24 protein-coding genes are annotated in these 22,402 nt (G+C 50.8%); 21 read left to right on the forward strand and 3 right to left on the reverse strand.

Going from position 1 to position 22,402, the window contains the following annotated elements:
- Positions 1–95: 95 nt before the first annotated feature.
- The 9 genes from thiS to BLQ36_RS04715 all read left to right on the forward strand — a co-directional run bounded on the left by thiS (position 96) and on the right by BLQ36_RS04715 (position 7,044).
- On the forward strand, positions 96–305 hold the full coding sequence (thiS, locus tag BLQ36_RS04675; RefSeq protein ID WP_033170735.1) for a sulfur carrier protein ThiS: 210 nt from the start codon (positions 96–98) through the stop codon (positions 303–305).
- Positions 302–1,123, forward strand: a complete 822-nt coding sequence (locus tag BLQ36_RS04680; RefSeq protein WP_074514238.1) for a HesA/MoeB/ThiF family protein — start codon at positions 302–304, stop codon at positions 1,121–1,123. Before thiS ends, BLQ36_RS04680 begins: the two co-directional genes overlap by 4 nt.
- A gap of 12 nt (positions 1,124–1,135) precedes the next feature.
- A complete protein-coding gene (locus BLQ36_RS04685; RefSeq protein WP_081342225.1) occupies positions 1,136–1,549 on the forward strand; it encodes a M67 family metallopeptidase in 414 nt (137 codons plus the stop codon).
- 30 nt (positions 1,550–1,579) lie between these two features.
- A complete protein-coding gene (locus tag BLQ36_RS04690) occupies positions 1,580–2,440 on the forward strand; it encodes a 4Fe-4S binding protein (RefSeq protein WP_074514240.1) in 861 nt (286 codons plus the stop codon).
- On the forward strand, positions 2,437–2,691 hold the full coding sequence (locus tag BLQ36_RS04695) for a sulfurtransferase TusA family protein (RefSeq protein ID WP_033170738.1): 255 nt from the start codon (positions 2,437–2,439) through the stop codon (positions 2,689–2,691). Before BLQ36_RS04690 ends, BLQ36_RS04695 begins: the two co-directional genes overlap by 4 nt.
- Entirely contained in the window at positions 2,688–3,917 is a 1,230-nt protein-coding gene (locus BLQ36_RS04700) for an O-acetylhomoserine aminocarboxypropyltransferase/cysteine synthase family protein (protein WP_074514241.1), read from the forward strand. Before BLQ36_RS04695 ends, BLQ36_RS04700 begins: the two co-directional genes overlap by 4 nt.
- 160 nt (positions 3,918–4,077) lie before the next feature.
- On the forward strand, positions 4,078–5,034 hold the full coding sequence (locus BLQ36_RS04705) for a serine O-acetyltransferase (protein ID WP_033170740.1): 957 nt from the start codon (positions 4,078–4,080) through the stop codon (positions 5,032–5,034).
- A 317-nt stretch (positions 5,035–5,351) separates the two neighbouring features.
- Positions 5,352–6,836 carry a putative sulfate exporter family transporter gene (locus tag BLQ36_RS04710; RefSeq protein ID WP_051635301.1) on the forward strand — a complete coding sequence of 495 codons (1,485 nt, stop codon included), beginning with the start codon at positions 5,352–5,354 and terminating at the stop codon, positions 6,834–6,836.
- A 19-nt stretch (positions 6,837–6,855) separates the two neighbouring features.
- Entirely contained in the window at positions 6,856–7,044 is a 189-nt protein-coding gene (locus BLQ36_RS04715; protein ID WP_033170741.1) for a hypothetical protein, read from the forward strand.
- A 97-nt stretch (positions 7,045–7,141) separates the two neighbouring features.
- On the opposite strand, the gene BLQ36_RS04720 is transcribed toward BLQ36_RS04715, so the two are convergent.
- Positions 7,142–7,705, reverse strand: coding sequence for a hypothetical protein (locus BLQ36_RS04720; protein ID WP_074514243.1), 564 nt, complete (start codon positions 7,703–7,705; stop codon positions 7,142–7,144).
- Positions 7,706–7,868: 163 nt separating this feature from the next.
- On the opposite strand from BLQ36_RS04720, the gene BLQ36_RS04725 reads away from it, so the two are divergent.
- The 5 genes from BLQ36_RS04725 (at position 7,869) to BLQ36_RS04740 (ending at position 11,141) form a co-directional block, all read left to right on the forward strand.
- Positions 7,869–8,540 (forward strand): trimeric intracellular cation channel family protein, encoded by a 672-nt coding sequence (locus BLQ36_RS04725; protein WP_074514244.1) that lies wholly within the window; start codon positions 7,869–7,871, stop codon positions 8,538–8,540.
- Between the two features lie 88 nt (positions 8,541–8,628).
- Positions 8,629–8,793, forward strand: coding sequence for a hypothetical protein (locus BLQ36_RS13390; protein WP_156033512.1), 165 nt, complete (start codon positions 8,629–8,631; stop codon positions 8,791–8,793).
- A 181-nt stretch (positions 8,794–8,974) separates the two neighbouring features.
- Complete coding sequence (locus BLQ36_RS04730) at positions 8,975–9,757, forward strand: hypothetical protein (RefSeq protein ID WP_033170744.1); 783 nt, start codon at positions 8,975–8,977, stop codon at positions 9,755–9,757.
- 376 nt (positions 9,758–10,133) lie between these two features.
- Positions 10,134–10,691 carry a gamma carbonic anhydrase family protein gene (locus BLQ36_RS04735; RefSeq protein ID WP_074514246.1) on the forward strand — a complete coding sequence of 186 codons (558 nt, stop codon included), beginning with the start codon at positions 10,134–10,136 and terminating at the stop codon, positions 10,689–10,691.
- A gap of 84 nt (positions 10,692–10,775) precedes the next feature.
- Positions 10,776–11,141: a hypothetical protein gene (locus tag BLQ36_RS04740; protein WP_074514248.1), complete on the forward strand. Its 366-nt coding sequence runs from the start codon at positions 10,776–10,778 to the stop codon at positions 11,139–11,141.
- A gap of 55 nt (positions 11,142–11,196) precedes the next feature.
- Here the strand turns inward: BLQ36_RS04740 and BLQ36_RS04745 are convergent, their stop codons facing one another.
- Entirely contained in the window at positions 11,197–11,841 is a 645-nt protein-coding gene (locus tag BLQ36_RS04745; protein ID WP_074514249.1) for a YigZ family protein, read from the reverse strand.
- Positions 11,842–12,045: 204 nt separating this feature from the next.
- Between BLQ36_RS04745 and BLQ36_RS04750 the strand changes: the two genes are divergently transcribed.
- The gene (locus BLQ36_RS04750) at positions 12,046–13,425 is read left to right on the forward strand and encodes an amino acid permease (protein WP_180364832.1); all 1,380 of its coding nucleotides are present in this window, start codon (positions 12,046–12,048) and stop codon (positions 13,423–13,425) included.
- Positions 13,426–13,504: 79 nt separating this feature from the next.
- On the opposite strand, the gene BLQ36_RS04755 is transcribed toward BLQ36_RS04750, so the two are convergent.
- Complete coding sequence (locus BLQ36_RS04755) at positions 13,505–14,167, reverse strand: hypothetical protein (protein ID WP_074514250.1); 663 nt, start codon at positions 14,165–14,167, stop codon at positions 13,505–13,507.
- Between the two features lie 131 nt (positions 14,168–14,298).
- Between BLQ36_RS04755 and BLQ36_RS04760 the strand changes: the two genes are divergently transcribed.
- The 6 genes from BLQ36_RS04760 (at position 14,299) to BLQ36_RS04785 (ending at position 22,382) form a co-directional block, all read left to right on the forward strand.
- A complete protein-coding gene (locus BLQ36_RS04760; protein WP_074514252.1) occupies positions 14,299–16,014 on the forward strand; it encodes an ABC transporter ATP-binding protein/permease in 1,716 nt (571 codons plus the stop codon).
- A gap of 149 nt (positions 16,015–16,163) precedes the next feature.
- On the forward strand, positions 16,164–16,754 hold the full coding sequence (locus tag BLQ36_RS04765) for a peptidoglycan recognition family protein (RefSeq protein WP_074514253.1): 591 nt from the start codon (positions 16,164–16,166) through the stop codon (positions 16,752–16,754).
- A gap of 21 nt (positions 16,755–16,775) precedes the next feature.
- Entirely contained in the window at positions 16,776–17,108 is a 333-nt protein-coding gene (locus BLQ36_RS04770; protein ID WP_074514254.1) for a hypothetical protein, read from the forward strand.
- Positions 17,109–17,465: 357 nt separating this feature from the next.
- On the forward strand, positions 17,466–18,620 hold the full coding sequence (locus tag BLQ36_RS04775) for a glucose-1-phosphate adenylyltransferase (RefSeq protein ID WP_074514256.1): 1,155 nt from the start codon (positions 17,466–17,468) through the stop codon (positions 18,618–18,620).
- Positions 18,621–18,672: 52 nt separating this feature from the next.
- The gene (gene glgD / locus BLQ36_RS04780; protein ID WP_074514257.1) at positions 18,673–19,779 is read left to right on the forward strand and encodes a glucose-1-phosphate adenylyltransferase subunit GlgD; all 1,107 of its coding nucleotides are present in this window, start codon (positions 18,673–18,675) and stop codon (positions 19,777–19,779) included.
- Between the two features lie 116 nt (positions 19,780–19,895).
- A complete protein-coding gene (locus tag BLQ36_RS04785; RefSeq protein ID WP_143558673.1) occupies positions 19,896–22,382 on the forward strand; it encodes a glycogen/starch/alpha-glucan phosphorylase in 2,487 nt (828 codons plus the stop codon).
- The last annotated feature ends 20 nt before the right edge of the window (positions 22,383–22,402 follow it).

Genomic DNA, 22,402 nt, shown 5'->3' on the forward strand with positions numbered 1-22,402 from the left:
GCATGGAATATAACGGTGGAATCTTTTCACAGGTTGTATTTATGGATAACTCGGCGTTTCTCATAGGCTTTTTCTAGTACGTGGAGGTAGAGAAAATGAAACTGACGGTTAATGGCGAAGCTTTGGAAATCGAGAAATCCATCAATGTAAGAGAACTGCTGGTGGTGGCAAAGGCTGACCAGCCGGAATATGTAACGGTGCAGCTGAATGGCGAGTTTGTCGACCATTCGGGTTTTGACAATACCTTTGTGGGAGATGGCGATACGGTGGAATTCCTGTACTTCATGGGAGGCGGTGCAAGATGAGTGTCAGCTTGACGAATGAACAGATTGAGCGCTATTCCCGCCATATCATCCTGCAGCAGGTGGGCGGCAAGGGCCAGGAAAAACTGCTGGGGGGCAAGGTGCTGGTCATCGGCACTGGCGGCCTTGGTGCCCCGGCGGCCATGTATCTGGCTGCCGCCGGCGTTGGCCAGATTGGCCTGGTGGATTTCGATGTGGTTGACCTTTCCAATCTGCAGCGCCAGATCATCCATCAGACGAAGGATGTGGGCAAGCCCAAAATCCAGTCGGGCAAGGAGACCATCGCTGAGATGAATCCCGATGTAACGGTCCATACCTATAATGAACTGGTGACTTCGGCCAATATCCGCGACATCATCCGGGATCAGGATTACGATTTCATCATCGATGGCACGGATAATTTCCCGGCGAAGTTCCTGATCAACGATGCCTGTGTCATGGAACAGAAGGCTTACTCCCATGCGGGAATCATCCGGTTCCAGGGACAGCTTATGACCTATGTGCCGGGACAGGGGCCTTGCTACCGCTGCGTATTCCCGACGATGCCGCCGAAGGACGCGGTACCCACCTGCCGCCAGGCAGGCGTGCTCGGCGTCATGGGCGGTATCATCGGCACCTTGCAGGCAACGGAGGCCCTCAAGTATATCCTCGGTGTCGGCGATTTGCTCAATGGTTATCTGCTGACTTATGATGCGCTGACCATGACCTTCCGCAAGGTCAAGATTCCCCGCAACCACGATTGCGCGGTCTGCAGTGACCATCCGACCATCACGGAACTGGTGGATTATGAGCAGCCGGCCTGCGACCTGCGCAATCATTAAGGAGGGAGTGCGATGGTGATTGACCTGAAATTAACAGATTATCTGGAAATGGTGCGCCATGCCCGCGCCACAGCTCCCATTGAGGATTGCGGGCTGTTGGGCGGCCGGATTGAAGGCGATGTCAAGAAAGTGGAGAAGGTCTTTTATCTGACGAATACCGACCAAAGCGAGGAGCATTTTTCCCTGGACCCCAAGGAGCAGTTTGCGGCGGTCAAGGAACTGCGCGAGCAGGGCCTCGTGCTCCTGGGCAATTGGCACAGCCATCCGGCCAGTCCCTCCCGCCCTAGTGAGGAGGACAAGCGGCTGGCCTTCGATACCCAGGCAAGCTATTTTATTTTATCCCTAAATGGCGGTGAGCCGGTGCTCAACAGTTTCCAGGTCAGCCGCGATAAAGTGGTGACGAAGGAAGATTTGCGGATTCGCTGATGATATGTGTGATATTTAGGAGGAATTACGATGGCAGTGGATTATAAAGAGCTCAAAAAGGGCGGCTTCATGCGGCAGAGACAGAAGGATTGTTTTTCCATGCGCCTCAAGTCCGTGGGCGGTCACTTTACGGCGGCCCAGCTGGCCACCGTGCAGCAGGTGGCGGAGAAGTTCGGTCAGGGCTATGTGCATCTGACGAGCCGGCAGGGCATCGAAATCCCTTTCATCAACGTGCAGGATATTGATGACGTCAAGAAAGCCCTGAAAGCAGGCGGCGTGGAGGTAGGCGTCTGCGGCCCGCGGGTGCGCACGATTACGGCCTGCCAGGGAGCGGCTGTCTGCCCCTCCGGTCTCATCGATACGGTCAAGCTGGCCAATGAATTTGATAAGCGCTATGGCGGCCGCGAGCTGCCCCATAAATTTAAGTTCGGTTTCACGGGCTGCCACAACAACTGCTTGAAAGCCGAGGAAAACGATATGGGCATCAAGGGCGGCGTGCGTCCTGAGTGGAAATCGGATGCTTGTATCTACTGTGGTGTTTGTGGGGCTGTGTGTCCCGAGAAAGCCATCGAAGTGGATAAGGGGGGCAAGAAATTGACGCTGGCTTTAGAGAAATGCGTTTACTGCGGCAAGTGCATCAAGAGCTGCCCCACCGATGCCTGGACGGGCGAGAATGGCTTTGTCGTTTCGTTTGGCGGGCTCTATGGCAACCGCATTGCCGTCGGCCGTCATTTCCTGCCGATTATTTTTGATGAAGAGAAACTCTACGAGATTGTCGATGTCGCCTTGAAATTCTTTGAGGACAACGCGAAGCCCAGTGAGCGGTTTGCCAATTGCCTGGACCGCGTGGGTTGGGAGAAGTTTGAGCAGGCAGTGGAGGAAGTATTATGAGTGAAGCATGGAAGATTGATGATACGATTGACATCACCGATGTCGTTTGTCCGATTACGTTCGTGAAGGTCAAGATGGCCCTCGAAGATTTGGACGATGGGCAGATTCTGGGCGTTCATCTCAATGAAGGCGAGCCCATCCAGAACGTGCCGCGCAGCCTGAAAGATGAAGGGCATAAGGTCCTGTCGGTCAGCCAGGCCGCCGATGGCACCTATGACCTCGTCGTGCAAAAAGGTGGGCGGGAGTTATGAGATTCACGACCCGGCTGCTGCACGATTCTTTTGGCCCCGATAAGGCCACAGGAGCGGTGACGCAGCCCCTTTACCAGAGTACGGCCTTTTATCAGGAAACGGCCGAAGATATGGAAAAGATCTTTGCCGGGCGTAAGCCCGGTTTTGTCTACACCCGGGTGGGCAATCCGACCATTGCCAGCTTTGAGATGCGCATCCGCTCCCTGGAGGGCGGTGTCGGCGCTGTGGCCTGTGCTTCGGGTATGGCGGCGGTTTCTCAGGCAGTACTCAATGTCGTTTCTCAGGGGGATGAGATTGTGGCCTCGGGGGGCCTTTATGGCGGCACGAGTTCGATTTTCCGGGATCTTGCGGAATTTGGTATTAGGGTGCACTATGCCAAGGGGGATGCGCCGGAAGATTTTGCGGAGCTTATCACGGAGCGCACGCGGCTCCTCTATGTGGAGACCATCGGCAATCCAAAACTCAATGTGGTGGATATCGAGGCGCTGGCAAAGCTGGCACACAGCTATGATATTCCGCTGTTTGTGGACAACACCGTCACGACGCCCTATCTTTGCCAGCCGCTTTCCTTAGGCGCCGATGTGGTGATCCATTCGACCTCGAAAGCCCTGAATGGCAATGGCAATTCCGTGGGGGGCATTGTCATCAGCGGCGGCCGTTTCAAGTGGGATCCGGCGCGGTTTCCGAAGTTCCGCCAGTTCCAGTTCGGCCCCATGAGTTTCAGCGTGCGGCTGCGCATGCGCATGGTCACCGACTATGGCGGCTGCATGGCACCCTTCAATGCCTATCTGACGGGCATCGGCCTCGATACGCTGGCTTTGCGCTTGGATAGAGCCTGTACGAATGCGCGGGAACTGGCCAGCTTTTTGCAGGCACAGGGGCTTACGGTCAATTATCCAGGCCTTGCCGATAGTCCCTGGCATGAGATTGCGGCCAAGCAGTTTGGCGGTCATTTCGGCACGCTTTTGACGGTGCGGCTTGGCAGCAAGGAACGAGCCTATCGATTCATCAACGCACTGCAGTATGCCCTCAATGTCTCCAATATCGGCGATGCCCGCACGCTGGTCGTCCATCCGGCTTCGACGATTTTTGCCCATGCCAGTGAGGCGGAAAAGGACTATGCCGGTGTCACCAGCGACCTGGTACGCATAAGCGTTGGTCTGGAGGATGCGGAGGATCTGCTGGCGGATTTTGGGCAGGCGCTGGCGAAGCTGGCTGAGTCATGAGGAGGCTGTGAAACGGTTTTGATTGACAGATATACGTCTGTATGCTACCATGAAACAAGAATCCAATGCATGGACAAATCAAAGGGTTCCGAATCCTGTTTTGGTCAGGTTTTGGAACTTTTTTTGTATAGAAAACGATATTACCAGAAGAGGTACTGATATGAAGGAACTTATTTCAACGGAGATACATGACATTACCCGGGAAATCATTGCCGACTATGATAAGAAGCGGCATATTGACAAGCTGGACGTGTTCAACCAGCCCGATACCAAGGTTATCTATGAACTGATCCAGGAACTCGTACGGGTGGCCTATCCCGGATTTACGAAAGATAAGAGCTACCGCATTTACGACATCCGCAACAACCTTTCGATGGTCATCGAGGATATTGCTTTCCGCCTCAACAAGCAGATTGCCATTGCCCTGCGCTATGGGGAACATCCCGATGAGGAAAAACTGGAGGCGACGCGGCTGGAGGCCCAGAAAATCACGCTGGCATTCCTGCGCCGCATCCCGGAAATCCGCGAATATCTGGCCACTGATGTGGAGGCGGTCTTCGATGGCGATCCTGCGGCCGAAAGTGCCGATGAAATCATCTTTGCCTATCCGGGGCTCTATGCCATCACGATTTTCCGTTTTGCCCATGTGCTTTATGAGCTCGGCGTGCCGGTGATACCGCGCATCATGACGGAGCTGGCCCACAGCAAGACAGGCATCGATATCAACCCAGGGGCAAAGATTGGCAAATACTTCATGATCGACCATGGCACGGGCATCGTCATCGGCGAGACCACGGAAATCGGCGAACACGTCAAGGTTTACCAGGGGGTGACGCTGGGAGCGCTGTCGACTTCGGGGGGACGCAAGCTGTTCAACAAGAAGCGTCATCCGACCATCGAGGATCATGTGACAATCTACTCGGGAGCATCGATCCTCGGCGGCGATACAGTCATTGGCCGCGGTTCGGTTATCGGCGGCAATGTATTTTTGACGAAGTCCATTGCACCGGATACGAAGGTCAGTGTCAAGAATCAGGAGCTTCGCTACAATCAGGGGCGCCGGGAGATACAGGAAGTAGAAGCAGACCCCGATGCGGCTTGGTTCTATGTAATTTAAGAGGAAAAGCAACTCCGCTGGCTCGGTATGGGGCCAGCGGAGTTTATAGTTTTGGGGAGTGGGGGCGAGGCGTTGCCGCGAATTTGAATCCGCAAACTTCTCACATAAATGAGAACAAAATATTCATATTATACATATTGACTATGTATGTATAATGTGATATAGTATCAACAACGATAGGAACTGACCAAAAAATTGGAGGTTCCAAGGACATACAGCTTTGGGCTGGCTATGTCCTTGGAACCTCTTTTTTGTTTCTATTCGCACTTATCGTTATTATTTGTCAGGGTTAATTGGTAAGAAAGGAGCTGATTGGTATGACGGCAGAACCACATGAACTGCTCGTACAGAAGCCGGGCTTTTTCCAGAGTGAAGATTGGTGGGCCGTATGGCTGGGGCTTTTGATCGTTGCCTTGGGGGCAGGACAGGCCGCAGGTGTTGACCTTTTGGGATGGGTCGCCAAGTACAATGTCTGGTCGGATATCGGCAAGGCCGTGGCCCCGAATTCCAAGGATTTTGCTTTCCTCGGGGGCTTTGGCTCGATGCTGGCGACATATTTGTTCCTGCTCATCCTCACGACGGCGGGAGCGTACTTCATGGGAAGTTCGGTCAAGCGCTTTGTGGCCGGTTTTACGATTCTCTACTGGGTAACAGTGGCTGCTAATACTGCGGGAAACTTTGCGTATCTGGCAGCTACGCCGAACAATCTGGAGAAGTTTGGCATCGGCTGGTCGTTGGGGCTCGGTGAGCTGGGCTTTGTCATTGCCTTGGTGTTGGGGCTTATCATTGGAAATTTTTTTCCGAAGGCTGCGGCCTTTTTGTCTACGGCTGCCAAGCCGGAGTGGTACATCAAAACGGGTATTGTCATTCTGGGTATGACGATTGCCATCAAGACCGTCGGGGCAATGGGACTGGCAAGCACGGTCATCTTCCGCGGCATCTGCGCGGTGGTGGAGGCTTATCTGATTTATTGGCCGGTGGTCTATATCATTGCCCGCAAGTTCTTCAAGTTTACGCCGGAATGGGCGGCACCGATGGCTTCGGGGATTTCCATCTGCGGTGTGGCCGCAGCGATTGCCACGGGCAGTGCCATTCGGGCCAGAGCAATCGTGCCGACGGTGCTTTCCTCGGTCATTATCGTATTCGTAGCGGTGGAGCTATTGATCCTGCCGTGGATTGCCACCACGTTCTTTGCGGATGATCCGCTGGTGGCTGGCGCCTGGATGGGCCTGGCCGTCAAGAGTGATGGCGGTGCCATTGCCTCTGGGGCCATCACCGATTCGCTGATCCGCGCTAAAGCCTTGGCTGAGTATGGCGTGAACTATCAGGAGGGCTGGACGCTGATGGCGGCCACTACGGCGAAGGTGTTCATCGATGTGTTTATCGGTATTTGGGCCTTCGTGCTGGCTGTTGTCTGGTCTGTCTATCAGATCGGTACCAAACGCAGCGAAGGCAAATCCTACCAGGTTTCCTTCCGCGAGATTGGCGACCGTTTCCCGAAATTCCTGATTGGTTTTCTCGTGGTATTTGGTGGTGTGTTCCTCTGGGGAATCACGAATCCCGATATCGTAAAAGCCGCTGGGGCTGGTGCCGGACAGGCAAACCTCTTGCGCAGTATCTTCTTTGGCCTTTGCTTCTTTTCCATTGGCCTCATTACCAATGTGCGCAAGCTTTGGGCCGAAGGACTTGGCCGCATCGTCGGTGTCTATGCCCTTGCGCTATTCGGCTTTATCCTCTGGGTAGGCCTTGGCATTTCGTATCTGTTCTACCATGGCATCCTGCCGCCGGTGGTTGCTTCGTAAATAGAAAGGATGAAATATCATGAGTGATCTTGCCATCAAAAACAGGGCTGCAGATTTGGAAGTCCGCGGTTATGAAGAGCATCCGGAACTTATCCAGCAGAATGCAGAATGGACGGATCTTTCGCCCGTTGAGGTGAAACTCTGCGGGATATCGCTGGGATTAGGCCTGATTTTATTAGGCGTGTTCCTGTATGTCTTCCGGGGCTGATAGCGGTTGAGGACACAAAGAGGGGACTGTTGCATGCAACAGTCCCCTCTTTGTGTATTATTCCAGTCATTGGATATGGCGGGGGGATTTTGACCGGTTAAAAATAAATATGGGACAGGTCAAGCAGCCCGTCTTTGAGCAGATGGGTAAATTCCGGTTCAGAAATATTTTGGGCGTAGGCGGAGAACAGCATGCCGTCCTGTTGCCAATAGGCGGCATAACCTTCGTGGTAAGCTGCCGATTCGGCCGGAACTTTCGCCAAGAATACCGTCGTGTCGTCGATATTCCGCTGTATCCATTTTACGCCGTAGATACCGCTGATGTCCTTGGTTTGCTGGCGCTTGGCCGGCGAGGTACGCAGGGTCAGTGTTTTGTTCGTTTCCCCGTCACGGGCATAGCGGATATCCACTGTATTTTTGCTGATAACAAAAGCATTGGTGACATGATAGCCGGAGATTTCGGGCAGGTACAGTGGGGTAAAACCAGCGGCTTTGGCTGCCTCCTGGACGGTGGCGTATTCCACCATGGGATTTGGCATGCCGACGGCTGGTGCAGTTTTCTGGGCATGGGCACTGGTCAGAAAGCTGCCAGAAGCGAGCAGGCAGGTGGCAAGGGCCAAGGCGGCCTGTTTGTTTTGGCTGGAAAAATTTTTGGGAATCATAGGAGTCACTCCTTTTGGATAAAAAGCATTTTCTACGTCCGATTATAGCATAATAGTTGATGAAGTCAATATTTTTAACGTGGACAATATAAGATTTGTTTGTGGTTGACGGTTTTTTCTGGCTATTGTACGATAGGGACAGAGGGATAAAGGAGTTTTTGCTATGGATAGTTTGACCTGGGTGGTTTTTGATATTATGGGCACCGTCGCCTTTGCTGTATCGGGGGCGATGGTAGCCATTGACAAGCGAATGGATGTGTTCGGCGTAATCGTATTGGCCCTGCTCACCGCCGTGGGTGGTGGCATGGTTCGCGACGTGCTGGCTGGCATAACGCCGCCGATGGCCTTATGTGATATTACGGATTTTATGCTGGCGATTATTACGGCGCTGTTTATTTCCTGGGGCTATACCAGATGGCCCATATCCCATCGCAATTTGCAGCGGTTTTTGCTGCTCTACAATATTTGTGACACCATCGGTTTGGCGTCCTTTACGATTACGGGCATGCTGACTGGATTGGGCCGTGAGTACGGCAATCCCTATGTTCTGCCAGTATTGCTGGGGGTCATTACCGCGGTGGGCGGTGGTGTTTTGCGGGACGTCATGGCGCGGCGCATGCCGGTGGTCCTGTATAAGGATATTTATGCCACAGCGTCTTTGGCAGGGGCTTTGGTGTCGTGCTTGCTTTATCCTTATATCGGAATCCTAGGCATGTCGTGGCTGTGTTTTGTCCTCGTTATCCTTTTGCGGGCAGGGGCTCTTCGCTACGATTGGCATCTATTCCATCCGCGTCCGGGAAAAAAATTTGGTGGGGAAAAGGAAACTAAGCAATAGATTCTTGATTTAGGGACAGCAGCTATATTATAATATGATTGGAATTAAGAATTAGCAATCGCAAACAATCCGAAAGCGGGGCTGCTTTATGGAACAAGATTTGTTGTCAAGTTATGCATTACTTTATGCGAAACTGGTTCAGCTCAGAGAAGAAGTCGAGTCGTTGCAGGAAGAAGAAGCGCTTTTTCAAGAGGAAATGAATAGCAAAGCCGATGAATGGGACGAGTCCTGTTTTTCGATGAACCGTTTATGATTTTGCCGCAGAAATGGTCTGCCTGCCCTTGACCGGTCAATTTGACTAGTCAAGGGCAGGCAGTTTTTGTCATTTGCCGTCAGTTGCTTGACGATTTGAGTTTGGGTGCGTATGATGTAGTAGGAGAATTCATATGGATTGATTGAACCGGTCTGTATTGTGATAGGAGGCAAGCGAAAGATTGCTGGAGAAACTGACTTTTTTGATGGAGGAATACTCGCTGAAGGTTGAACTGGTGTTCAAAGATCGTCAGCTGTATTATCGCGTGAGCAAGGGCAGTGAAGAGGAAAAAGCACCGATGCAGGTGCTGGAAGGCGGCCGCCGTTGGCTGCGCCGACTGGAAAAGCTTCATCTGCCTTCCTGGCGGGCAAGCTATCAGCCGGAGACGCCACCGGAAGTGCATCACCTTTGGCGGTTGGCATTTAAAGATTCGAAAGTTGGTATGCGCCGCATTGTGGGGGATCAGGCCTATCCGGGAAGCTGGGCAGCTTTTATCGATTTGATGAACGACATTCCCGGGGTAGAACTCCATCGGGTAAAACAGCTGGAGCAGGTATCGTTGATCCTTCAGGATACGATGGAAAATCAGGGCGGCAATATCTATTTGCCGAAGCAAAAGCAGCTGGCCCTTACGGAGAAACTCATCATCAACCGTGGCAAGCATATTTTGGTATTCACGCGTCATAAACAGGGCGTGGGGACAGAGCGCCATGCTTTTGATTCGGCGCGCAATGTGCCGCTGTTGTTGGAACGAATTGCAGCTCAAGCGGCTAGGTTCGGCATTCAGTCGGATACGATTGCGGATGATTTCCTGCCGCAGGTAGAGTGGAAGCTGGTCTGGCACGATGGCACTGAAGACAGTGGCAGCTATACGATGCGAGGTGAAGACATGCCCGAGGCTTGGAAAGAGTTCATGCATGAGATCGAACTGTTTACGGGAAATGTCCGGGGCAGGATTTTTTAACGGCGAAAAAACCAAAAAGGGCGTCTCCAGTTGTCAGCGGAGACGCCCTATAATTGACAAAATCACTAACTAATATTCGCAACAAAATCGCGAAATCCTCCTTTTTCTGCCAGGATAAAAAAATAAAGCAAAAGGCGCCAGAATGGGGCGAAAAAGGCTTGCTTTTGAAATTTTGAAGTGCTATTATATTAGCCAAGGGATAGGCAGACAAATGAGATGCATCCCACTCAGGAAAAATTTTCGCAAGTACGACAGCAAGGATTGTGCTTGGTGTGAAAAATTCCTTGCATAAGGGCTTCGCGGTTCGTGGATGAGGGCGGGGCTCTTTTTCTATGCAATTTTGCTGTCCGGGCGAGGTCGCAAAGGAGCGATGTTTATGTATACGTTGGCAGGAAATGAATTTCAGGGAATCTCGCCGCAGATTCATCAGGAGGCCTTTGTGGCGCCCCAGGTATTTGTGGCAGGGGATGTGCGGGTGGCAAAATACGCCAGCCTTTGGCCTGGGGTGGTGGCCCGCGGGGATGTGAACTACATCTCGGTGGGGGAATGTTCCAATGTACAGGATCTTGCCTGCCTCCACGTGGCCGATGACCATCCCTGCCTGATTGGGGATTACGTGACCATCGGTCATGGGGCTGTGGTTCATGGCTGCGAAATAGAGGACCATGTACTCATTGGCATGAATGCCACGGTGCTGACCGGGGCGAAAATTGGCCGCGGGTCAATCATTGCCGCTGGGGCGCTGGTCCGTGAAAATGAAGTAATTCCGCCAAATTCGCTGGTGGTGGGGGTGCCGGGAAAAGTGGTGCGAACCCAGGACCGCATGGAGAGTATCCACGCCCAGGCTATCAAATACAAATGCGAATGGGCCATTGGCTATGGCGTCAAACCGGACATCGGCGGGGAACTTTATCACGGCGAAACAATTATTTGATTTGGGGGATGAAAGCCCTATTTCCTGCTGGTTTATTTTTCGGTATAATAAAAGTGAAACCAATAAGGAATGAGGTGAGTATGTATGGAAATCGTATCGATTCCCAATGTGCTCTATAATCCCACGGATCGGATATCGCCCTATCTCATGGGCAAAGCAGGTGTTGCAAATCCATCAGGGGATGATGGGGCTATTGAAACGCTGCGGGCGCAGAAATTCAATTATCGCTCTCAGATTGCTGAGCTTAATCGCATGGGCGGGGAAGCTAATGTGGAGAAAATCAGTAATCTTAGTGAGCAGCTGCGCACGGTAGAGGATAAAATCAAAGATGTAGCGGCTGAGCACGTCTTTGGGGAAGCCTTCTCGGTCAGCATCAGCCCGGAGGCCAGTGCCATGTATGGCGCCATGGTATCCAAGGCTCAAGCGGCAGCCCAGGACAAAATGTTGTAATCACAGAAACGCAAAATGACCAGTCAAATCTTTGGCGATTTGACTGGTCATTTTTTTACGAATCGGCAGGGATGGCGATAAGGCTTTCGTCTCCGGTGGTAAGAGCAGCGCGGCCCGCTGTAAGGTCAGTTAGGGCTGCTTTTACGGTTTCGAGGTTGGCCGGTTCAATTAAAAGGTGCAGGATGACGTTTTCGGCATAGTCTGCTTCAAGACTGCGAATTTCCTTTTGGCGCATCCAGTGCTCAACGGTGGCCAGCAGGTCGTAGCTGACCACTGCGTTAAGCTGGATGAATGGGGTCATGGCGAGGACTGTGGCCGCTTCGACGCCGAGAACGGCTGCATGGCTGTAAGCGCGGATGAGTCCGCCGGCGCCGAGCTTGATGCCGCCAAAGTAACGGGTAACTACCACGACGATATTGGTCAGGTCGTTTTTCCGGATGACTTCGAGGATGGGATTGCCGCCGGTGCCCCCTGGTTCGCCGTCATCGTTGGATTTCTGCTTATCGGCGCTTTCGCCGAGGACATAGGCCGAGCAGTTGTGGCGGGCATCGAAATATTTTTTCTTCATGGCTTGGATGAAGGCGCGAGCCTCTTCTTCGCTGTCAACATGGCGAAGATGGGTGATGAATTTGGATTTTTGTATTTCGTAAAGGGTTTCGATGGAATCATCGGCTTCCTCGATTGTGCGGTATGGGTTCATGAAAACACCTCTTTGGCTGGATTTGTCTCTATTATTATAACCGATTGCTGCCGCTGGGGGTATGGGAAATTTATTTTATAAAACTATAGTATTCTGCAGCGATTTGTAGTATTCTTAGGGATATAAAATGAAGTGCCGCGGATGGCAGATGCTATACAAATCACAAATAGGCAGCGGCACTGGGAAGGTTGTGTTAGTAAGGTCATGAACGAATCGAAAATGAACAGAGGGTTGAAGAATCGGCACTTGCAGCTGATTTCCCTTGGGGGAGTAATCGGCAGCGGCTATTTCCTTGGTACGGGGTATGTCCTCGAAAAAGCGGGCCCGGCAGCGATACTGGCCTATTTGCTTGGCGGTCTTATCGTGTTGTGCGTCATGCTGTGTCTGGCAGAGCTGGCAGTAGATAAACCAGTCTCGGGTTCTTTTGTTACGTATGCGCAGGAGCATATTTCTTCAACTTGGGCGTGTGGCGTAGGTTGGGCCTATTGGATAACCTGGGTCGCCTATGTTCCCTCGGAAATGATAGCCGCGGGAATCATCATGAATAATTTTTTGCCGATGGTCAGTCAGCTTTGGTGGGCGGTGCTCTTTAGTCTGATTGTGACCTGTATCAATCTGTTTCATGTCGATAAGTTCGGCGAGAGTGAATCGTGGCTTTCTCTTATCAAGATTCTTGCTCTCGTGGCCTTCACTGCGGTGGCAGGTCTTATCTGTCTCGGTCTGATTGGGGACCAGGGATTTATCGGTACCAGCGTGCTGCTGGGGAGCGGTGGTTTTGCCCCGAACGGGTATTGGTCCATTGTGCTCACGATGGTCATCATCCTGGTTAATTTCCAGGGAACGGAGATTATTGGGCTGGCTGCCGGCGAATGCAAAGAGCCGGCCAAGAGCATTCCCATTGCCGTCCGTAATGTAACCTGGCGTATCATCGCCCTCTATATTATCCCGATTTCGCTGCTTATTTCCATTCTTCCGTGGGATAAGGCTTCCCTCGAGGAAAGTGTCTTTGCAGCGGCCGTCAATCAGTATGGTTTTACGGGATTTGGTGCGTTCTTTGCGTTTGTCATCCTGACGGCGGCTATTTCCTGTTCTAACTCAGGACTTTACGGCGCAGCCCGGGCGATGCACGCACTGGCTAAGATGGATATGGCGCCGAAGTCGCTGGGGAAACTCAACAACAATGGTATGCCGTCCCGGTCGGTTATGGTTTCTCTTTGGGCTTGCTGGGCGGTAATCCTGATTTACGCCTTTAATCCGGATTCGGTAATTTACACCTATCTGTTGGCGGTATCTGGTTTTACCGGTGCCATTGCCTGGATTTCCATATGCTGGAGCCAGTATCGCTTCCGCAAGCTGAAGATGGCGGAAGGAACGGTGGCGGAACTTCGCTATAAGACACCGTTTTTCCCCTATGTCACCTTGTTTGGCATTTGGTCCCAGGTGTTCTGCCTGGTGGTCATGGTCTTTACGCCGGATTTGCAGGAGGCTTTATTCGCCGGCATTCCGATGCTGATTCTGCCGATGGTATGGTATCACTTTCGGGAAAAACATCGGGCAGCAGTAGCCGCAAGAGCTATGCGCTGATAAGTGAATAGCTTCGATAACGAAATAAAAGGAGGCCCGCTGGCCGTAACTGTGCTAGCGGACCTCCTTTTTTATTTTGTTATTTTTCAGTGGGAGTATCCTGCTGGATGTCGAGGTAATCCCGAATGGCCGCGATTTCTTTGGCGGTATAAAGGCCGACGGGCTGTTCACGAATCATAATGGCTTGAAGCATGCGGCTCTGTTCAACCTGGTCCGTGGTGCGCAGATTGGCGGGGTCAGCTGCAGCCTTGGTTAGCGCAATGGTACGGTACTGGGCATCGGCGTAGGCATTGGTTTTTTTCATGACTTCAATCAGCAAATCGTAGCAGCCATCGTTGAGGGCCAGCGGCGGGGCATTGTGATTGATGCGGTCCCGCAACAGCTGGCTATCCTGTTCCAACTGCTTGAGGCGTACATAGGTGGTTTGGATGCTGATGTTATCTTCTTTGAAATTCTCCAGGATATTGTGATACCATTGCCAGTTCCGGTCAAGTTCGCTGATGTCCTTTTGATAGCCGGCGTACCAGGTGGCAAATATTTGCTGCTGCTCCAGCTGGTAGTTGACTTCGTCTTCGGTCATGATGGTTGGTTCCGGCGTTTTGACGGGCCAAAAGAAATAGGCGACGCCGCCAGCTGCGCAAAGCGTCAGGCAGAAAAAGAAAAAGATTCGCTTGCTGGGCAGATAGCGATAGAGCAGTCCCAGTAGGATAAGCCCGATTATGAGTAATATATATAGAAACATTACGGTTAAAACCTCCCCGATGAAACGGATGAAACTTCTTTTATTCTATCATAATCAAGCCTTGCGGGAAATAAGCGAAAAAGCTATACTGAAATTATCTGTGACACAGCAAGTAAAAGGATGTGGTTTTTATGAAGGGGAAGTTTCTGCACGGTTTTTGGCAGCTCTTCCGCGGCTATTGGAATTCGGAACACAAATGGCGGGCCAGAGGCCTGCTGGCTTTTGTAATTGGACTTAATTTTTTTGACGTATATCTGCTGGTCTGTATCAACAGCTGGTATAACGAATTTTATAACGCCTTGCAGGGGTACCAGGCGGATCAGTTCTGGCCGCTGGTAGGTGAGTTCACGGGACTGGCCATGTTGCATATCCTCATCGCCGTCTATGCGATTTACCTGCGGCAGGCCGTTCAGATTAAATGGCGCACCTGGCTGACCAATCAGTATCTCGGCAAGTGGATGAAGAAGCAGGTTTACTATCGCCTGCAGGTTTTAAAGAGCGATACGGATAACCCGGATCAGCGAATCAGTGAGGACATCAATCAGTTTGTCACGCTGACCTTGCAGCTTTTGATTGGCTTCTTGAAACAGCTGACAACCTTGGCGGCGTTTGGCGTAGTGCTTTGGAACCTGTCTGGCGCGTTTACGGTGCCAGTGGGCAGTCATGAATTTGTTATCTATGGCTACATGTTCTGGTTTTCGCTGATTTATTCGGCGGCGGGTACCATCTGCGCCCATTTGGTGGGCCGGAAACTTATCGGCTTGAATTTTGACCAGCAGCGATTTGAGGCAGACTTCCGTTTCAATATGATGCGGGTGCGGGAAAACAGTGAAAGCGTTGCCTTCTATCGCGGAGAACAGCCGGAATCCGTGGGCTTTAAGGAGCGGTTTGCCAAAGTTATCGAGAATTACTGGCAGCTCATGCGGCAGACGAAATTGCTCAATTTCTATGTAAATGGCTATGCCCAGCTGGCCATTATCGTACCGCTGGTGCTGGCGGCTCCGCGGTATTTTGCCGGAGCGATGGCGTTGGGGGGACTCATGCAGACGGTATCGGCTTTCGGCCGGGTGCAGGATGCCCTGTCCTATTTTGTTGAGTCCTACGATACCATCGCCCAATTGGCGGCTGTTATTCGCCGACTTACGACCTTTACTGGGCATATGGCAGATGTAAGCGAAATTCAAAACGGCGTCTGCCGGTTGGAAAAAGAGGGGGATAAGCTGAGCTTGGAAAATCTTCAGGTTCAGCTGCCGGATGAGCGGAAACTGCTGTCGGCTTGTACCCTGCAGCTTTCCCAGGGACGGTATGCGCTGGTGACGGGCTCCTCTGGCTGTGGCAAGAGTACGCTGTTGCGCACGTTAGCGGGGATTTGGCCTTATGGCAAAGGGAAAGTCGTTCTTCCCACAGGCAGCCGGACGTTGTTTTTACCTCAGCGGCCTTATCTGCCACTTGGCAGCCTGCGTCGTGCCCTTTACTATCCGCTGTCGGCATCTGGAAGCGATGAAGGGCTGCAAAAAGTTTTGCGGCTGGTGGGCTTGGAGAAATTTATCGCCAAACTCGACGAGGTGGACGATTGGAGCCGCATCCTTTCTTTAGGTGAGCAGCAGCGGCTGGCTTTTGCCCGGGTCCTGCTGGTGAGGCCGGATTGGATTTTCCTGGATGAAGCTACCTCGGCCCTCGATGAGCCCCGGGAGCAAGAAATGTATGAGCTGCTAAAGCGGGAACTTCCTCAGGCCAGCATCGTAAGTGTGGGCCATCGTTCCACGCTCTTTGCCCAGCATGATACCGAGCTGCATCTGGCAGGGGACGGCACTTGGCAGCTGCGTCCGATTCCTTCCGAAAATTAAGCAAAGCAAAAACGCAAAATTGACCGGTCAATTGACTTGTCAATTTTGCGTTTTTTATTCGGAGGATTTAGGAATTAGGTCTTACTGATGATTTTCAGAAAGAGAGGATACAATAGAATTCGTCATTGTAGAGAAGTAAGGTTGATAATATGAATCGCAGAGATTTTTTGAAAAATACTATATGTATGGGCGCGGGCTTGGCACTGGCACCGGGACTTATGCACCATAAGGCGGTTGAGGCTGCCTGGGGAGCAGGTAACGACCTTCCCGGGGTTTCCATTCGCGAAACCTATCTGCAGTTTAGTTCCTTGCAGGCGCGCACCACCACCGATGGGGTTGTCATCCATCACATCGGTGGCACCAACCGCGATGTTTCAGCGGAAGAGGTTCATGAGTGGCACAAGAACAATGGTTGGGCTGGTATTGGCTACCACTTCCTGATTCGGAAAGATGGAACCATTGAGCGCGGCCGTCCCATGAATATGCTGGGGGCCCATTGCTACCAGCAGAATTGGCACACCGTTGGTGTCAATATTGTGGGAAACTTTATGGAAGCGCATCCTACTTCGGCGCAGATGGAGTCAGCGGCCAAACTGCTGCGGGCCTTGAGCCGCTATTATGGGTTCCCCATAAACCGCAGCCATATCAAGGGGCACCGCGAGTATAATTCCACGGACTGCCCAGGGGATATTCTTTATCGTATGTTGGATAATCTGGTATATAATGCAGCATGCTTGTAAAATGCACGGGGAGGTATAATTATGCGATATCGCTGGTTCGCCAAGGAAGAAGAACGAGTTGATGCGTTTGGTGTACCGATCAGCCGTGCCGAGCATGATGAGGCACTGCATCCAAAACCGCCTGGCTATGCCCGGGGCGAGGTACTGGCCATTGTTTTGGCCATGGTCATCCTGTGTTATGAGTGGGTCAACGACGATGCGCCGCTGATTTTTGTCTGCGTTTCCTTTCTGGTCTATGAACTGCAACCGATTGTTCTGAAGGTTTATGGGCCGCGCGGGCAGGTAATATGCAATGTGATTAAGGGGTTTAGCCTGGCGACTTTTATCGGTGCGCTGGCTTGGACGTTTTTATGAAGAGGACTTCATAAAAACGTCTTTTTATTTATAATTATAATAATTGGTCTTTATAAAAAAATATATAAAAATATTATTTTTTTTTATTGTTAAGCAGGATAATCGAAAACTTTATCGAATTTCATTGTATAAGAATTTTTTCAAGAGGATAGACGGTGGCCCGGAAGGACCCTTGATGTGGAGATCAGCCGCTATCTGACGGGAGATAACGGTGCAGGAAATAAGATGCGTGGGAGTCTTGTTTTGCATACGGCTTGTGTATATTAACAGACTAGGTCTGTTTTTATAGATATATATTCGAAAAGCGGTCAAAATAGGGGAGACCGACTTTTCCACAACATCCAAGGGGGATTTTTTATGAGAAAGACAGAATGCTTAGCAATGATCCTGGCTGGTGGCCAGGGAAGCCGTTTGGGGGCGTTGACGAAAAAAATCGCCAAGCCGGCCGTACCGTTTGGGGGTAAATACCGCATTATTGATTTCCCGCTGAGCAACTGTGCGAATTCGGGCATTGAGAAAGTCGGTGTGCTGACGCAGTACCGTCCGCTGGAACTGCATAATTACTTAGCATCGGGAAGTGCCTGGGACCTGGACAAGAAAGATGGAGGCGTATTTATCCTGCCGCCGTATGCGAGGGAAAAGGGGGCAGAATGGTATCGCGGAACGGCAGATGCCATCTATCAGAACCTCAATTTCATTGACCTGGCAAATCCGGACTATGTCCTGATCCTTTCCGGGGACCACATTTATACGATGGATTACTCTTGGATGCTCGATGCTCATAAGATGAACAAGGCCGAGGCAACAATCGGCGTAATTGAAGTCCCTTGGGATGAAGCTCCACGCTTTGGTATCATGAACACGGACAAAGACGGCCGTATCGAAGAATTTGAGGAGAAACCGGCAAATCCGAAGAGCAATCTGGCCTCGATGGGAATCTACATCTTCAACAAGAACTTCCTCAAGAAATACCTCGAGGATGATGCAAAAGATGAGACCAGCAGCCATGACTTCGGCAAAAACATCATTCCCAAGATGCTGGCAGATAAAGCACGTCTCTATTCCTACGCATTCGATGGCTATTGGAAAGATGTCGGAACGATTGAAAGCCTTTGGCAGGCGAACATGGACCTTCTGCAGGACGTTCCGCCCTTCGAGCTCAACGGAGATTGGAAGATTTATTCCTCCAATCCGTCTATGCCACCGCATTTTGTCGGTCCAGATGCCAAAATCAAGAATTCCATGGTAAGTGAAGGCTCCATGGTTTTAGGCGAAGTCGAAAATTCCGTCATCTTCCCGGGCGTGCGCATCGGGAAAGGCGCGAAGATTACGAATTCGGTCGTTATGCCTTCAACGGTCATTCGGGAAAATGCCGTTGTCGACTATGCAATTATCGCTCAGAACTGTGAAATCGCAGAAGGTGCGAAGGTAGCTGGTGAGAAAGGTGCCATTACTGTCGTAGCAGAAGGCGAGACAGTAGAGAGTGAGGCAGGCAGCAAACAGGCTGGCTGAGTCGCAGCATATAAACAGCAACCTAGTCATAGTTGGATCGGAGTGAATAAAATTGAAAACAGTAATGGGGATTATCAATCTTCAGGAAGATAATAGCTTGATTCGCGACCTGACGGCGCGCCGTGCCGTAGAGTCGATTCCATTTGCCGGCCGTTACCGGCTCATTGACTTTACCTTGTCCAGCATGGTGAATTCCGGCATTTCAAATGTCGGAGTCATGCTGCCGGATAAACCGCGTTCCGTACTGGACCATCTGCGTTCTGGTAAGGATTGGGATTTGGCCCGCCGCCATGATGGCTTGTTTTATCTTCCCGCCCCACAGCAGGAAGATATGAACCGCAAGGGGGATTTGAAGAATTTCTATCATAATCTGGATTTCTTCGAACACAGTTCCCAGCGCTACGTCCTTCTGACCAGCGGCAGTTTCGTCTATAATGTGGATTTTAGCCAGTTGTTGCGCTTCCACCAGAATACGAATGCCGATATCACGGTGGTTTACAATACGGCAAGCGAGGAAGCTCATGGCAAGAATGTCGTTATCGAAACCGCTGAGAATGGTCTGGTTACGGATATTGCGGAGAAACCAGCTGTTTATGACGGGACGCAGGTTTCTACGAACGTCTATCTCATGGAGAAGCGCATCTTTGTTGAGATGATTCGCTATACCTATGAGCATGGCGGACAGGACTTCCTGATTGATGGTATTATCCGCCGCGCCGCAGAGTATAACATCTACGGCTTTGAACATGATGGTTATGTAGCACACGTGGATTCTACGGCAGCATACTACAAGGCCAACATGGATATCCTGCAGCCAGAGGTATGGGAGGAGCTCTTTATGGGGCAGCATCCCATTTACACGAAGGTAAAGGATGAAGTGCCGGTCCAGTATAAGGAAACTGCCAAGGTCAATAATTCACTGATTGCCAATGGCTGCATTGTCCGTGGAGAAGTGGAGAACAGCATCCTGTTCCGCGGAGTCAAGGTAGCTGAAGGGGTCAAAATCAAGAATTCCATCATTATGCAGAAGTGCGACATCCAAGAAGGTTCGCTGCTGGAAAATGTCATCTGTGATAAGAATGTCATCATTTCCAAGGAGAAGTGGCTCAAGGGAGCTGCTAACTATCCGCTGATTGTTACCAAGAATGTCGTAATTTGATAGGCAAAGTCAGCCGTTGTAACGAGGTACCATTGCTTATAACGGGCAGTGGGATCGGACAACGGCTGTTCTTGTTATAAAAACTCAAGGGTTTCGTGGCTCAAGGCCAAAGGGGAGTGTTTTATTTGGCAAGAGAAAAGAAAGAAAAAAAACAGAAGGGACCAAAGAGTAAGGAATTTGAAAAACTCAAAGAAGGTCTTAAAGTTCGTTTCGTGAACACCGCTCATATCATGTGGGGCCGTGACCTCAATGAATTGACGGAAAATGAAATCTATCAGACTGTGGCAGCAACTGCCAAGCAGTACATTTCCGATAACTGGATTAAGACGAATCGCACTTATGGAGAGCGTGAGGAGAAACAGGTCTATTATTTCTCCATTGAATTTTTGATGGGACGATTGCTGAAGTCCAATTTGATCAATCTCGGCATTGAAGAAGCTGTTCGCGAAGTCTTGGAAGGCTTTGACTTGAAACTTTCTGAGGTATTCGAAGAAGAGCCGGATGCAGGCCTTGGCAATGGTGGCTTAGGCCGCCTGGCTGCTTGCTTTATCGATTCGATGGCAGCGCATCGTCTGCCTGGTCATGGCTGCAGCATCCGCTATCAGTATGGTTTGTTTGAACAAAAAATCATCAATGGCAACCAGGTTGAGATTCCGGATAATTGGCTGAAAAATGGTTTTGCCTGGGAATACCGCAAGCCAGATAAGGCTGTAGACGTTAAGTTTGGCGGTAACGCCTACATGAAGGAAATGCCAGATGGCAGCCTCAAGCTGGTTCACGAACATGCGCGGACCGTTATGGCAGTCCCGTATGATGTGCCAATTGTAGGGTATCACAACAATACGGTCAATACGCTGCGCCTCTGGAATGCAGAGGTCAACCGGGATTTCTCGGATTATGGCATGTTGACGCAGGAACAGATGCGGCAGAAAAATGAATATCGCCTGTTTGTGGAAAGCATTACGCGTTACCTGTATCCGGATGACAGCACCTATGAAGGCCGCCGCATGCGTTTGATACAGGAATACTTCATGACTTCTGCTGGCGTGCAGAGTATTGTCCGTCACTTCAAGAAGACGGGCATGAACCTTCATGACTTTGCGCAGAAGATTGCTATCCATATTAACGATACCCATCCGGCAGTTGCGGTGGCAGAGCTTATGCGCATCCTGGTGGATGAGGAAGGCTTCGAGTGGAATGAGGCATGGGCTATCACTAAAAATACCATTGCCTATACCAACCACACGATTATGCCAGAGGCTTTGGAAACGTGGCCTGTGGATATGTTCCGGGAGCTTTTGCCGCGCATCTACATGATTATCGACGAAATCAACCGCCGTCATCTTTTGGAAGTACGGGCTCGCTATCCGCGCAACGAAGGTAAGGTTCATGCCCTGTCCATCATTCAGGATGGCTTGGTCCATATGGCAAGACTTTCCATCGTAGGCGGTCACAGCGTCAATGGTGTCGCCAAAATTCATTCGGATATTTTGAAGGATACAACGCTTCGCGATTTCTATGAGTACAATCCGAAGATGTTCAACAATAAAACGAATGGAATCACGCATCGCCGCTGGCTTATGGGGGCTAATCCAGAACTGGCCGACCTCATTGATGCGACTATTGGTAGCCGCCGTTGGCATCGGCATCCCGAACAGTTGGATTTGCTCAATGACTACGTAGAGGACAAACCGTTCTTGGCAGAATTGGGCAAAATCAAACATCTCCGCAAGGAGGCGCTGGCAAAATACATTAAGGAACACAATGGCATCGAGGTCAACCCGGATTCGATTTTCGATATTCAGGTAAAACGCATCCATTCCTATAAACGTCAGCTTATGAATATCATGCATATCATGTACCAGTATCATAAGCTCAAGACGGATAAGAATTTTGATATGCTGCCGACTACGTATATTTTTGGCGGTAAGGCAGCACCAGGATACTATATCGCTAAAGAGACGATTCGCCTGATCTTGGCTGTGGCAGATAAGGTCAACAACGATAAGTCCATCAAGGGGAAAATCAAGATTGTCTTTATTGAAAACTTTGGCGTATCGATTGGTGAGATCGTCTATCCGGCAGCCGATGTCAGTGAGCAGATTTCCACCGCCTCGAAGGAAGCTTCGGGTACTGGCAATATGAAATTCATGATGAATGGTGCCATTACCTTGGGAACCTTGGATGGGGCCAATGTGGAAATCCGTGAGGCAGTAGGCGGCGATGAACACTGTGTCATCTTTGGCCTGCGGGCGGAAGAGGTATTGAATTATTACGCAACGGGAACTTATTCCGCTTGGGATGAGTACAACACCAACGAGAACGTTCGCATCGTTGTGAATCAGCTGACGGATGGGACATATGGGGACTTCCGTTCGCTCTATGAATACCTTGTCCATGCCAATGATGAGTTCTTTATCCTGAAGGACTTCAATGCCTATGCTGCGGCTCATGTGGAAATCATGAAGCGGTATCAGGACCGGTTCCATTGGCTTAAATCATCAGCGATGAATATTGCCAATTCCGGCTGCTTCTCGTCTGACCGTACCATCGACGAGTATGCAAATGAAATCTGGCAGGTAAAACCTGTCATGATTCCGTAACAAGCCGGATTATTGATGGC

Origin of the sequence: Selenomonas sp. WCT3, assembly GCA_900100835.1 — a bacterium.
Taxonomy (GTDB): domain Bacteria; phylum Bacillota; class Negativicutes; order Selenomonadales; family Selenomonadaceae; genus Selenomonas_A; species Selenomonas_A ruminantium_E.

Coding starts and splice junctions, on each gene's coding strand:
- BLQ36_RS04770 (WP_074514254.1), top strand. CDS start 16,776: ATGCGATATCGCTGGTTCGCCAAGGAAGAAGAACGAGTTGATGCGTTT.
- BLQ36_RS04765 (WP_074514253.1), top strand. CDS start 16,164: ATGAATCGCAGAGATTTTTTGAAAAATACTATATGTATGGGCGCGGGC.
- BLQ36_RS04740 (WP_074514248.1), top strand. CDS start 10,776: ATGGAAATCGTATCGATTCCCAATGTGCTCTATAATCCCACGGATCGG.
- BLQ36_RS04690 (WP_074514240.1), top strand. CDS start 1,580: ATGGCAGTGGATTATAAAGAGCTCAAAAAGGGCGGCTTCATGCGGCAG.
- BLQ36_RS04755 (WP_074514250.1), bottom strand. CDS start 14,167: ATGTTTCTATATATATTACTCATAATCGGGCTTATCCTACTGGGACTG.
- BLQ36_RS04700 (WP_074514241.1), top strand. CDS start 2,688: ATGAGATTCACGACCCGGCTGCTGCACGATTCTTTTGGCCCCGATAAG.
- BLQ36_RS04750 (WP_180364832.1), top strand. CDS start 12,046: ATGAACGAATCGAAAATGAACAGAGGGTTGAAGAATCGGCACTTGCAG.
- BLQ36_RS04735 (WP_074514246.1), top strand. CDS start 10,134: ATGTATACGTTGGCAGGAAATGAATTTCAGGGAATCTCGCCGCAGATT.
- BLQ36_RS04745 (WP_074514249.1), bottom strand. CDS start 11,841: ATGAACCCATACCGCACAATCGAGGAAGCCGATGATTCCATCGAAACC.
- BLQ36_RS04680 (WP_074514238.1), top strand. CDS start 302: ATGAGTGTCAGCTTGACGAATGAACAGATTGAGCGCTATTCCCGCCAT.
- BLQ36_RS04715 (WP_033170741.1), top strand. CDS start 6,856: ATGAGTGATCTTGCCATCAAAAACAGGGCTGCAGATTTGGAAGTCCGC.
- BLQ36_RS04710 (WP_051635301.1), top strand. CDS start 5,352: ATGACGGCAGAACCACATGAACTGCTCGTACAGAAGCCGGGCTTTTTC.
- BLQ36_RS04705 (WP_033170740.1), top strand. CDS start 4,078: ATGAAGGAACTTATTTCAACGGAGATACATGACATTACCCGGGAAATC.
- thiS (WP_033170735.1), top strand. CDS start 96: ATGAAACTGACGGTTAATGGCGAAGCTTTGGAAATCGAGAAATCCATC.
- BLQ36_RS04725 (WP_074514244.1), top strand. CDS start 7,869: ATGGATAGTTTGACCTGGGTGGTTTTTGATATTATGGGCACCGTCGCC.
- BLQ36_RS13390 (WP_156033512.1), top strand. CDS start 8,629: ATGGAACAAGATTTGTTGTCAAGTTATGCATTACTTTATGCGAAACTG.
- BLQ36_RS04760 (WP_074514252.1), top strand. CDS start 14,299: ATGAAGGGGAAGTTTCTGCACGGTTTTTGGCAGCTCTTCCGCGGCTAT.
- BLQ36_RS04775 (WP_074514256.1), top strand. CDS start 17,466: ATGAGAAAGACAGAATGCTTAGCAATGATCCTGGCTGGTGGCCAGGGA.
- BLQ36_RS04720 (WP_074514243.1), bottom strand. CDS start 7,705: ATGATTCCCAAAAATTTTTCCAGCCAAAACAAACAGGCCGCCTTGGCC.
- BLQ36_RS04695 (WP_033170738.1), top strand. CDS start 2,437: ATGAGTGAAGCATGGAAGATTGATGATACGATTGACATCACCGATGTC.
- BLQ36_RS04685 (WP_081342225.1), top strand. CDS start 1,136: ATGGTGATTGACCTGAAATTAACAGATTATCTGGAAATGGTGCGCCAT.